Genomic DNA, 12,188 nt, shown 5'->3' on the forward strand with positions numbered 1-12,188 from the left:
AAATTTATAGAGGAGGATTATAAATGAAATACAAATCTTTGCGTGAATGGATGGGCATATTAGAACAAAATGGAATCTTGAAACATATCACAAAAGAGGTTAATTTGGAATTTGAATTGGCTGCAGTAGGAAAGAAAGCCTGCGGTAAATATGCGCTCTGTTTTGATCATCCAATAGGGAAAAACTTGCCTTTGGGAAATAAAATTCCTGTAGTTACAGGTCTTACGGGGAATCGTAAGATGTTTGCTCAGGCCATGGGAGTAACAGTAGACAAAATGAGTGAACATTTTGCGGATGCACAATCTCATCCTATTCAACCAGTAATAGTGGACAGTAAAAGTGCACCGGTGAAAGAAGTTATCATAAAAGATGTAAATTTATACAACCTACCTATTCCGATTCACCACGAGAAGGATAACGGGCAGTATATTACTGCCGGAGTAGTAGTAGCAAAAAATCCTGTAACCGGAGAACGTAATGTTTCAATTCATCGCCTCCAGGTAAATGATAAGAACCATTTGGGTGTATTACTTTTACCACGTCATTTAATGGCTTTGCAACGTATGGCTGAGAAAGCTGGACAACCATTGGAAATTGCAATTTGTATCGGATTGGATCCGATTGTATTGCTTTCTTCTCAGGCTATTGTAGCAATGGGTTTTGATGAGTTTGGTATTGCCGGAGCTCTTTATGGAAAGCCAATAGAACTGGTAAAGGGAGAGACAGTGGATATAGAGTATCCTGCTCATGCGGAAATAGTATTAGAAGGTAAAATTTTACCTAATGTTCGTAAACCTGAAGGGCCTTTTGGAGAATATCCTAAGTATTATGGTCCACAAAAGAATCGTGAGGTCGTTGAACTTACATGTATGGTCAGCCGTAATAATCCAATTTTTCAGACTATAGTGCCTGCAACAGATGAACATACTATGCTTGGTGCTGTTGCCAGAGAAGGAGGTTTGTTAAAAATAATTCAACATTCCGTTCCTACAACTAAAGCAGTTCATTTAACGCCAGGGGGTACAGGCAGATACCATCTTGTGATACAGATAGATAAAAAGAATGCAGGCGAAGCTAAAAACGCAATTTTTGCTGCATTGGGTAGCAGTCAAGAAATTAAACATGTGGTTGTAGTTGATACTGATGTGGATATTTTTGATCCTGTAGATGTAAACTGGGCTATTGCAACACGTTGCCAGGCAGACAAAGATGTATTCATTATATCTGGGGCGTGCGGTAATAAACTAGATCCGTCTTCTAAGGATGGATTATCTGCTAAGATGGGTATTGATGCAACTATTCCAATGGCAGATAAAGCAACAAATAAATTTCATCGTATTCAGATTCCCGGTGAAAAGGAAATTGATTTAGACAGTTATTTGCTATAAAACATTTAGAAAATTATAAAAAAATTAGTCAAACAAATAATTTATTATTAAATTTAAAAAATTGATTGGAGGTCAAAAATTATGGATATGGCACTTATATCTCTACTTGCAGTTGTTTTTGTGTTCGTAGTCGGTGCGTTCAAGAAGAATCCTCTTCACTTGGGTATATTAGGACTGCTTATAGCTTATTTTATTGGTCGTATTGCTGGTATTCCCGATGTAGAAATTATGAAGTTTTTTCCTACAACACTGTTTGTGCGTCTGTTTGGAATTATGTTGTTTTTCGGCATTGCACGAGCTAACGGTTCCTTGGAACTGTTAGCGAAAAAAATGCTGAAAAAAACCGGAAAAAATATTAAACTTTTGCCATTTTTTATTTTTTTTACCGGTGTAATTATGGGTTCTATTGGGATAAACAGTTTAGCAGGTATGGCTATATTAAGCGGCATAGGTATTTCGTTGGCACTTGCTTCCGGCAGTAATCCATTGCTGTTTGGTATTGCTGGTGGTTATGGTATAGCAACTGGATGTTATAGCCCAATTAACGAGTTTACAGCCAACATTACTTCTGCATGTGAACAGGCAGGTCTTAGTGTAAATCTTTTTTCTATTTATATTTATGCCTTAATTGCTTTTACTGTGAGTTTTACTGTGATTTATTTTATTCTGGGTGGATACAAAATAAAGGGAGAACTGAAGAATGAAGTTTTAGAAGATTTTCCTCCCTTCACTAAACATCAGATTATTAGCATAGTTGGTATCATTGCCGTTTTGGCATTGGTTATATTTCTAAAAATTGATGTGGGCTGGGCTGGTGTTATTGTTGCTGTTGCATGCATTTTATTGGGTTGTTCTAAATCCAAGGACGCCATTAAGAATGTTCCTTTAGGTTCTTTATTGCTTATATGTGGGGTAGGAACACTGGTAAATTTAGTGTCCTCATTAAAAGGTTTTGAACTTATGAGTAACGGATTAGCCCAAATTATGAGTAATAATACTGTTGCTTCTTTTATGAGTTTGACATCAAGTATTATGGTATTAGGTGGTACCATATCCAGGTTATGTATTATTACTTTAATTCCTACTATACCTGGTATTATTAAATTAATTCCCGGTGCTTCCGTTCAACTTGCCGTGACTGCTACCGCAGTAGGAGCCTTTGCTTCAAGTTTAGGACCTTTATCTGCCAATGGTGCTTTGATTATGCAAAATTTAGGACAGCAGCTTGGAGAACAGGAAGCTTCGAAATATTTTACCAAGCAATTACTTATGGGCATTGTAGGAGGTATAGTTGTAGCATTAGTGGGATTAATTGCATCTCAATTGGGCATTTTCTAAGCACATAAATTATAATAGAAGTTGAGAAAGAAGGGTTCTGTTAATGAATTCAAAGAGAATTGTTGTAGCTATTACAGGTGCTTCGGGAGCTATCTTGGGAATTCGTCTTTTAGAAGAACTTAGCTGTAGAGAGATAGAAACTCACTTAGTACTTAGTAAATGGGCAGAACATACAATTGAATTGGAAACTGATTATACTATTGAACAGGTAAAAGCTTTAGCTGATGTATATCATCCCTCGGATGATTTGGCGGCATCAATTTCTAGCGGTTCATTTCATACTGATGGAATGGTTATTATCCCATGTAGTATGAAGACATTATCTGCTATTGCTTGCGGTTTTTCTTATAATTTGATTACCAGAGCGGCAGATGTGATGCTAAAAGAACATCGCCGTCTAATTATAGTACCTAGAGAAACACCATTATCAGTTATTCATTTACAAAATATGTATTCGCTTTCCAAGATGGGGGTTGTAATTCTTCCGCCATGTATAGGATTTTATACAAAACCAAAAACACTTTCTGATGTAATAAATCATCTGGTTGGGAAAATTTTAGACACATTGGAAATTGAGCATAACCTTTTTACACGCTGGAACGGAACTCATTAATGATTTAGTGGGTTATAGTTTGTGATGAAATAATAATAGTTATATGAAGGAAAGATTTTTTTGAGAGAAAAAGATGATTGAAGATAATGATTTTTGGTAAGATTTTATTTTGAAACAGGTATAACATAAGTTTTAGGGATGCAGGATCATGAATAGATAATAATAAATTCTGTATCCCTAAAATATGGGTAATGTTATAAAAATTAGTTAAAACTAAAAAAATCCAAGAGGAATACTTTCAAATATTGTTATACGAAAACTCCTGTGAGTACTTGACTTCTTTTGATAGAAATCCTATAGTTAAAGATTTTTAAAATTGAAAAACATGACAAAATCTGATATTCTATATTATATGAGGGAGTTGAACAGATGAAAGATTTAGAGCTGGCTGAAAAAATTATTGAAGAAAAAAATCTTACATTGGTTGTGGTAAAAGAAGGGAATATACTGTTTACGAGTGCCGACAGAGGGATAGAGCCTATATATACTGCTGTGACAAATTTCAAGGAAGGACTTGAAGGCTCCGGCGTTGCAGACAGAGTTACGGGCAGAGCCGCCGCAATTCTGTGTAGGTATGGAAAGATAGCGGAAATTCACACTGACCTTATTTCCGATGAAGCTATAAGAATTTTTAAAAACAGTGGTATTAAATATTTTTATGAAGAATATTCACCATATATTAAAAACAGGGATAAGACGGATATGTGTCCGGTAGAAAAGCTGGCTTACGGTATAGATAATCCCCAAGAACTGATTCAAAGAATATCGGAATTTATGGGAAGTATGAAAAGGGAGGTATGATATTGAAGATTGCTGTAATAGACGGAAAAGGCGGAGGCATAGGCTGTCAGGTAATAGAAAGACTGAAGTCTTTAAAAAACAGTGATATTGAAATCATTGCGTTGGGAACAAATTCCCAAGCTACGGCTAATATGCTGAAGGCCGGAGCAAATGACGGTGCTACCGGGGAAAATGCAATAGTTTGGATGAGCAACAAAGCAGATGTTATTATCGGACCTATGGCAATAATTGCAGCTAACTCCATGATGGGAGAAATAAGTCCGAAGATGGCGGAGGCTATTTCAGGCAGTAATGCAAAAAAACTTTTGTTGCCTATAAACAAATGTAATTTTGAAATAATAGGTCTTGAAAATTGTCAATTGAAACAGCTTTTTGATATATTAATAGAAAAAATAAAAATGATGTTGAAAAAATAAAACCACGAAGGTTTTTTCCTAGGAAGGAAACTTTCGTGGTTATTTTTTTAGGAGGGTTAGAATATGAAAAAATTTACTACAAGAGATTTAATTTTATCCGGTATATTGTTGGCATTGGGAATTATAATTCCGCTGATATTCCATGCTGTAGGAGGTATGGCGGGTTCTATGTTTTTACCTATGCATATACCGGTTTTAATAGGAGGATTTATGTTGCCGCCATTATTCGCTTTTTTATTGGGACTGATTACGCCTTTGCTAAATAGCATTTTCACGGGTATGCCGCCCATGTTTCCGATGGCCTTAATTATGATGTTTGAATTAGGAACTTATGGATTGGCAGCGGCTTTGGCCGTTAGAAAATTAAGACTTTCTTCCATACCGTCCCTTATTATTTCTATGATTTCAGGAAGGGTGATAGCAGGGATAATTGTATTTATACTGTCTTCGTTCTTCGGAGTGCAGATGAATGCCTTTACTTACGTTAAAGGAGCTGTAGTTACGGGACTTCCGGGGATAGTCATTCAATTGATACTTATACCTTCTTTGATGCAGGTTTTGGGGAAAAATTATAAAGTAGGTACAAATAATTAAAATACAATAAAATTGCCCCAAACCCGTTTGACTGGGTTCGGGGTAGCTTTTTATTTAAACCCTCTTTCATACTGCTTCGGATATTTCACGTCCGTATTATACCCGTGTTTATAAGCGTTAATCAATACCCAATAGGGGTTTCTCAGCAATTCCCTTCCGAGAGCTACCAAATCTGCTCTGTTATTTGAAAGTATATCCTCTACATGATCGTATTCCTTAATTAAACCTACAGCAATTGTCGGTATGCCGCATTCTTTTCTTATAGCTTCGGCATAGGAGACTTGATAACCGGGATAAGTCTTGATTTTTACGTCTTCCAATAATCCTCCCGAACTTACATGGACCATATCTATTTCACTTTTTACTGTATTGATTATTTTGATCATTTCTTTAATATCAATGCCGCCTTCTTTATAATCGTCGGCAGAGACTCTAAGAAGAATCGGCTTGTCTTTAGGCCAAACTTCTTTGACTGCGGCTATAATTTCTCTCAAAAACCTTGTTCTGTTTTCTAAACTGCCCCCATATTCATCGGTTCTTCTGTTAGAAAGAGGCGACAGAAATTCATGAATTAAATATCCGTGAGCTCCATGAATTTCTATCGTGTCAAATCCTGCTTTATCGGCTCTTTTTGCTCCGTCTCTGAAATTTTTTATTATCTCCTTTACTTCATCTATGGTTAACTCCTTTGGAATTTTATAATGGCTGCTGAAATTAATTGAAGAAGGGGCAACGGTATATTCTTCGTCCGCATCGCATTTTCTTCCTGCATGAGCCAATTGGACAGCTATTTTTGCACCGTATTCTTTACAGCCTTCAACTAATGATTTTAGCCCGGGTATATGTTCATCTTTCCATATTCCCAGATCATTACTGCTTATTTTTCCCCTCGGAACTACAGCCGTGGCTTCTACGATAATCAATCCAACGCCTCCGACAGCCCTTGATATATAATGAGTTTTGTGAAAATCCTTTACAAACCCATCATTATCCGAGGAATACATACACATGGGAGGCATTACTATTCTATTTTTTAAGTTCATTCCCTTTAAATCATACTCTTTAAAAATTTTCAAATATATCACCACCTTACTTTAATATATACCATTTTTTTATATGATATAATCAATGATGGAATTTATACGGAAGTATAGTTTATTTGATATATGGCGGATTATATGATAAGTTAAATATAAAGATTTTATAACAATAAATCAAATATTTTCCATAAAAGCGAGATCAACTTGATTGATTTAAGAAGAATAATAATCGATACTGTATGTTGAGGGGGACAAATTAATGATGGTAAATTCAATATTTAAAAAAAGATATCATTTGGAATTTGATGATGTGGATTTTATGAAAAAGTTAAAATTAAGTACTCTATTTTTGTTTTTTCAAGAGTCTGCAAATTTACATTCCGAAGAACTTGGTGTGGGACTTGACACTTTAGATAAGGAGTATAATGTGGCTTGGGTTTTGATTAGGCTTAAGGCTGATATAATAAAATATCCTCAATGGAATGATGAGATAATTATGGAAACTTGGCATCAGGAGCCTAAAAAATATGAGTTTGAAAGAGATTTTATTGTAAGAGATATTCATGGAAATATAATTATCAGAAGCATTTCCACTTGGGTAATAATTGATAAAACTACAAGAGAATTAAAGAAAAGCAGTTTAATCCCTTATAAACCTTCGCCTATAATTGCAAGGCGAGCTATTGAATGTAAATTGGGGAGATTAAAAGCAATTAAAGAGCGTGAGGTTATATATAAAAAAATCGTGGGATATAGTGATATTGATGTGAACGGGCATCTTAACAATTCAAAATATATTGACTTTATTATGGATTGTTTTTCCTTTGAAAATCATAAGAGATATAGAGTCAAATCCATTCAGATCAATTATATGAACGAAGCTCTGCCTGATGATGCCATTTTAATTTGCAAGGACGTTTCTAAATTTGATGAAAATATAATATATATGGAAGGAATCAGAGAAAAGAACAATGATATTGTATTTAGGGCGGATATAGAAATAGAAAAAAATATATAAAAATTTTTACCGAAATTATGATAAAATAATATTGTATGTGTTATATGTAAAGAATTTTAAATTTGTTTTTAGAGGTGAATCATGTTAAAAATAAATGACAGGATTCTTATGGATATAGCTAAAAGTTATGAGTCCTATATAAGAGGCAGACAATATTATGAAAGCGGAAGAGTATCCAATGTGAAATTTAATAAGGAGTGTACCCGATTCAAGGGAATCGTAAGGGGAAATGAGAACTATGAGGTTTCTGCTGTTTTTGACAGTATGGGAAATCTTTTATCCTCCAGTTGTACATGTCCTGCCTATGCTAAATATTCGGGTGACTGCAAACATATAATTGCCTTTTTACTTAAGATAAAAGAATTTGAATCGATGGGAGCCTTTGGAGAAAGAATTGATAAAAACAGTGCTAAAAATATAATAGAGTATTATAGAGATAAAGATGAAGAAGAAAAAGTTTCAGTAAATATAGAATGCGAATACGAATTCAATATGAAGCCATATCAAAAAGTAGGAGAGTCCTCATATCTGAATTTAAAAATTGGAGAAGATAGGTTATATGTAGTTAAAAATATAAAGGGTTTTCTTCGAAGTTTAGAGACCGGAGAAGATATAAATTTTGGAAAAAATTTTAAATTTTCTCCTCAAATTCATAAATTCAAAGATGAAGATATGGGAATTATCAACTTCTTAAGGCTCCTATATGAAAATTATGAAATAAATTATTCTGAATATGGCTTTAAGAAAGAAAATATTTTTAGAAATCAAAAAGTTCTTCTTACTCCCATAGCCTTAAAAAGTTTTTTTAGTCTGATGAATGGGCAAAAATTCAATGCTGATATAATGGGAAGAAAATATGAGAATATAACAATAATGGAAGATGATTTGCTTTTTAACATAAAGATTAAGGGCAAAAATTCAGATTTAATAATCGATATTAATTCCGAGGAAGACACTTTCCCTCTTACTTCCGATGGTGAATATTTTTTTCATAGAAATCAAATATATAGAATTTCCCAAGAACAAAAAGAAAGTATTATCCCTTTATACAACGAGATAATGCATAGTAAAAATGGAATTTTGAGAATACCGGAACAATATAAGGAGGACTTCATTTCGGAAGTCTTGCCTAATATTAAAAATAAAGTTAATTTAGACATAGACAAAAAGGTAGAAGATGCAATATATAGTCCTGAATTCAAATGTGATATTTATTTTGACAGACAGGACGAGGTAATCTTAGGCAAAGTAAGTTTTATATATGAAGACATAATTATAAATCCTTTCAGTTCAAGGATGGATGTTTCTGTAAATAAGGAAAGAATATTGCTTAGGGACAGAGAAAAAGAAAAACATATTTTTAAATTGTTGGAAGAAGGAGACTTTAAAGTTATAGATGGAGGAATATACATAGACAAGGAAGAAAAAATATTTGATTTTATATATGAAGTTATTCCAAAATTACAGGAATGTTGTAATATATATTATTCGGAAAGTTTTAAAGGTTTAAGTATTAAGAATTCCTCATATTTCTCGGGAGGAATAAAACTTAATAAAAAATTAAACATGTTGGAATTTAATTTTGAAATAGATGGGATTGATTCTAAAGAATTAGAACAGGTGTTTAAATCCATAAAGGAAAAGAAAAAATATTTTAGATTAAAAGACGGTTCATTTTTGCCTCTCGACAACAAGGAACTTATGGATGTCAGGAATATAGCAGAATATTTCGGCACTGACAAAAGAAAGTTTAAAAATGGGACCATGACTATACATCGATTTAATTCAATTTGTCTAAATAATTTTTTGAAGGAAAAGGGATTAAATTTTGTAAAAGAGGATGATAATTTCAAGAAACTTGTTCAAGATATAAATGAACCGAATGACATAGAATATGAAATACCGGCGGAACTAAAAGGCATTCTCAGAGATTATCAGAAATTTGGATTCAAGTGGTTAAAAACTTTATCAAAGTATGGATTCGGAGGGATATTGGCAGACGATATGGGGCTTGGAAAAACCCTTCAAATTATTACGTTTTTACTTTCGGAAAAGAGGGAAAAGGGCCCTATGCCTTCTCTTATAATAGCACCCACGTCTTTAGTGTATAACTGGGAAGAAGAAGTACGCAAATTTACATCGGATCTCAAGGTACTGATAATTGTAGGAAACAAACCGGGAAGAAAGGAATTGATTAAAAGCTTAGGAGATTATGATATGGTTATAACATCTTATCCTCTTATCAGAAGGGATATAGATCTTTATCAAAAATTTGAATTCAGGTGTTGTATATTAGATGAAGCACAGCATATAAAAAATTATCGTTCATTAAATGCAAATTCGGTAAAAAAAATAAAGGCAAATAATTATTTTGCCCTGACAGGAACTCCTATGGAAAATTCGTTAATAGAATTGTGGTCTATTTTTGATTTTTTAATGCCCGGATATTTATTGTCCAACAGAAAATTTTTAGAAAAATATGAAAAACCTATTGTTAAGGGACAAGATGAAAGAACCCTTGATGACTTAAACAATCGTATAAAACCTTTTATTCTCAGAAGGCTTAAAAAAGACGTATTAAAGGAGTTACCAGATAAAATAGAGCAAAGAATAGTCGTGGATATGACAAAAGAACAGAAAAAAATATATCTTGCTTATCTGAAATCAATTAGAGGGGAAATAGAAAAGGAAATAAAGGATAAAGGATTTAATAAAAGTCAGATTAAAATTTTAGCAGGACTTACAAGATTGAGACAGATATGCTGTCATCCGGCAATATTCATTGAAAATTACACAGGGGAAAGCGGAAAGCTAAATTCTCTTGAGGAAATACTAAAGGATGCTATAGACGGAGGTAGGAGAATTCTTTTGTTTTCTCAGTTTACTACTATGCTTGGAATTATAAAGACCATGTTGGAAAAAAACAACATATCCTATATGTATCTTGATGGTTCTGTAATTCCGCAGGAAAGGGGAAATTTAGTCAGAGAATTTAATGAAGGCGTGGGAAAGGTGTTTTTAATATCGCTAAAAGCCGGAGGAACAGGATTAAATCTAATCGGAGCCGATATGGTAATACATTTTGATCCCTGGTGGAATCCTGCTGTGGAAGAACAAGCTACGGATAGGGCTTACAGAATAGGACAGAAGAATACGGTTCAGGTTATAAAGTTGGTGACTAAGGGGACTATTAAAGAAAAGATATTTAAGCTTCAGGAAAGAAAAAAGGAAATAATAGACAAAGTAATAGTAGAAGGAGAAACCCTTATATCCAAGATGAGCCAAGATGAAATAAGTTATTTATTTGAATCATAAATCAAAAAATATATCTGAACATAATTTAAAATATCTTTATTTTTGTTGATTATAATGGTAATATAAATATGTAGTTTAATTATATTGTTTACTCAATAATATTTATTATAAAAAATTTAAAAAAATTGTTTATATTATATTTTATAGGGAATATAATTAAAGGCTTGTTTTTATTTTTGAAGGAAGGATGATGATGTTGAAGAATACTTATGAAAGTCCTTTTAATACGAGATATGCAAGTAAGGAAATGCAATATTTGTTTTCGCCGGATATGAAGTTTAAAACGTGGAGGAGGCTGTGGATTGCGTTAGCTAAGGCTGAGAAGGAGTTGGGGCTTAATATCACGGAAGAACAGATAGATGAGATGATAAGTCACAAAGATGACATAAACTATAAGGAAGCGGAAGAAAGGGAGAGAGAAGTACGCCATGACGTAATGGCCCATGTATATGCTTACGGACTTCAATGCCCTAAGGCAAAGCCCATTATACATCTGGGAGCAACTTCCTGTTATGTAGGAGATAATACTGATATAATTATAATGGTGGAAGCACTGAAGCTTATTCGCAAAAAAGTAATAAATGCAATAAATTCACTGTCTAAATTTGCTTATAAATATAGAGAAATGCCTACTTTGGCTTTTACTCATTTTCAACCTGCCCAGCTTACTACGGTAGGGAAAAGAGCGACCTTATGGATTCAGGATTTACTTCTTGACTTGGAGGATATTGATTACCAGTTATCAAAAACAAAACTTCTTGGCTGTAAAGGAACTACCGGCACTCAAGCAAGTTTTTTGGAACTGTTTGAAGGAGACCAGGAAAAAGTTAAAAAGCTTGACATGATGATTGCAAAGCAGATGGGGTTTGAGAAAGTATTTCCCGTCTCAGGGCAGACTTATACCAGAAAGTTAGACAGCCAATTTTTGAATATTCTCAGCGGAATAGCTCAAAGTGCGTATAAATTCAGCAATGATATTCGTCTCCTTCAGCATTTGAAGGAAATAGAAGAGCCCTTTGAAAAGCATCAAATCGGTTCTTCAGCTATGGCGTATAAGAGAAACCCAATGCGTTGTGAAAGGATATCTTCGTTATCAAGATATGTAATAGTTAATGCTTTAAACCCTGCCATAACGGCAAGTACTCAATGGTTTGAAAGAACATTGGATGATTCGGCAAACAGACGTATAAGTATTTCGGAAGGATTTTTAGCTGTGGATTCAATTCTTAATATATATATGAATGTAGCTGATGGCCTTGTAGTATATCCTAAGGTAATTGAACAAAGAATAAAGCAGGAGCTTCCCTTTATGGCTACTGAAAATATAATGATGGATGCAGTTAAAAGGGGAGGAGACAGGCAAGAGCTTCACGAGCACATAAGGGTTCATTCTATGGCTGCATCAAGAACTGTAAAGATTGAGGGCAAGCCCAATGATTTAATAGAGAGGATTGCTAAAGACAAAATGTTTGGCTTAACTAAGGAAGAAATTATGAGTATTATGGAACCTAAAAATTTTATCGGCAGATCTAAAGAACAGGTAGAAGAGTTTTTAGAAAAATATATAAATCCTGTTATTGAGAAAAATAAAGATATACTAAACATGAAATCAGAGTTAACTGTATAAACTAATCTTAAAATATTTAATACGGAATTAAAACTTAA

At 33.7% G+C, this 12,188-nt stretch carries 10 protein-coding genes; 9 read left to right on the plus strand and 1 reads right to left on the minus strand.

Going from position 1 to position 12,188, the window contains the following annotated elements:
• Positions 1-23 precede the first annotated feature (23 nt).
• The 6 genes from PP176A_RS15205 (at position 24) to PP176A_RS15230 (ending at position 5,150) form a co-directional block, all read left to right on the plus strand.
• Entirely contained in the window at positions 24-1,388 is a 1,365-nt protein-coding gene (locus PP176A_RS15205) for a UbiD family decarboxylase (protein WP_071141329.1), read from the plus strand.
• Positions 1,389-1,469: 81 nt separating this feature from the next.
• Positions 1,470-2,726, plus strand: coding sequence for an SLC13 family permease (locus PP176A_RS15210; RefSeq protein WP_071141330.1), 1,257 nt, complete (start codon positions 1,470-1,472; stop codon positions 2,724-2,726).
• 43 nt (positions 2,727-2,769) lie between these two features.
• Positions 2,770-3,339 (plus strand): UbiX family flavin prenyltransferase, encoded by a 570-nt coding sequence (locus PP176A_RS15215; RefSeq protein ID WP_071141331.1) that lies wholly within the window; start codon positions 2,770-2,772, stop codon positions 3,337-3,339.
• A 369-nt stretch (positions 3,340-3,708) separates the two neighbouring features.
• The gene (locus tag PP176A_RS15220) at positions 3,709-4,140 is read left to right on the plus strand and encodes a DUF1893 domain-containing protein (RefSeq protein WP_071141332.1); all 432 of its coding nucleotides are present in this window, start codon (positions 3,709-3,711) and stop codon (positions 4,138-4,140) included.
• 2 nt (positions 4,141-4,142) lie between these two features.
• Entirely contained in the window at positions 4,143-4,556 is a 414-nt protein-coding gene (locus PP176A_RS15225; protein ID WP_071141333.1) for a DUF3842 family protein, read from the plus strand.
• A gap of 63 nt (positions 4,557-4,619) precedes the next feature.
• Entirely contained in the window at positions 4,620-5,150 is a 531-nt protein-coding gene (locus tag PP176A_RS15230; protein ID WP_071141334.1) for an ECF transporter S component, read from the plus strand.
• 50 nt (positions 5,151-5,200) lie between these two features.
• Here PP176A_RS15230 and namA read toward each other — a convergent pair whose 3' ends face one another.
• On the minus strand, positions 5,201-6,226 hold the full coding sequence (gene namA, locus PP176A_RS15235) for an NADPH dehydrogenase NamA (protein ID WP_071141335.1): 1,026 nt from the start codon (positions 6,224-6,226) through the stop codon (positions 5,201-5,203).
• A 223-nt stretch (positions 6,227-6,449) separates the two neighbouring features.
• Here namA and PP176A_RS15240 point away from each other — a divergent pair, with 223 nt between their 5' ends.
• The 3 genes from PP176A_RS15240 to purB all read left to right on the plus strand — a co-directional run bounded on the left by PP176A_RS15240 (position 6,450) and on the right by purB (position 12,150).
• On the plus strand, positions 6,450-7,208 hold the full coding sequence (locus tag PP176A_RS15240) for an acyl-[acyl-carrier-protein] thioesterase (protein ID WP_071141336.1): 759 nt from the start codon (positions 6,450-6,452) through the stop codon (positions 7,206-7,208).
• 81 nt (positions 7,209-7,289) lie between these two features.
• The gene (locus PP176A_RS15245) at positions 7,290-10,523 is read left to right on the plus strand and encodes a DEAD/DEAH box helicase (RefSeq protein ID WP_071141337.1); all 3,234 of its coding nucleotides are present in this window, start codon (positions 7,290-7,292) and stop codon (positions 10,521-10,523) included.
• A gap of 193 nt (positions 10,524-10,716) precedes the next feature.
• On the plus strand, positions 10,717-12,150 hold the full coding sequence (gene purB, locus PP176A_RS15250; protein ID WP_071141338.1) for an adenylosuccinate lyase: 1,434 nt from the start codon (positions 10,717-10,719) through the stop codon (positions 12,148-12,150).
• The last annotated feature ends 38 nt before the right edge of the window (positions 12,151-12,188 follow it).

The organism is Sporanaerobacter sp. PP17-6a (assembly GCF_900095615.1).
GTDB classification, from domain to species: domain Bacteria; phylum Bacillota; class Clostridia; order Tissierellales; family Acidilutibacteraceae; genus Acidilutibacter; species Acidilutibacter cellobiosedens.

What these genes read in the sequence shown, in the direction of transcription:
- PP176A_RS15240 (WP_071141336.1), top strand. Translation starts at nt 6,450, where the DNA reads ATGATGGTAAATTCAATATTTAAAAAAAGATATCATTTGGAATTTGAT.
- PP176A_RS15215 (WP_071141331.1), top strand. Translation starts at nt 2,770, where the DNA reads ATGAATTCAAAGAGAATTGTTGTAGCTATTACAGGTGCTTCGGGAGCT.
- PP176A_RS15245 (WP_071141337.1), top strand. Translation starts at nt 7,290, where the DNA reads ATGTTAAAAATAAATGACAGGATTCTTATGGATATAGCTAAAAGTTAT.
- PP176A_RS15230 (WP_071141334.1), top strand. Translation starts at nt 4,620, where the DNA reads ATGAAAAAATTTACTACAAGAGATTTAATTTTATCCGGTATATTGTTG.
- PP176A_RS15205 (WP_071141329.1), top strand. Translation starts at nt 24, where the DNA reads ATGAAATACAAATCTTTGCGTGAATGGATGGGCATATTAGAACAAAAT.
- purB (WP_071141338.1), top strand. Translation starts at nt 10,717, where the DNA reads ATGTTGAAGAATACTTATGAAAGTCCTTTTAATACGAGATATGCAAGT.
- PP176A_RS15220 (WP_071141332.1), top strand. Translation starts at nt 3,709, where the DNA reads ATGAAAGATTTAGAGCTGGCTGAAAAAATTATTGAAGAAAAAAATCTT.
- PP176A_RS15210 (WP_071141330.1), top strand. Translation starts at nt 1,470, where the DNA reads ATGGATATGGCACTTATATCTCTACTTGCAGTTGTTTTTGTGTTCGTA.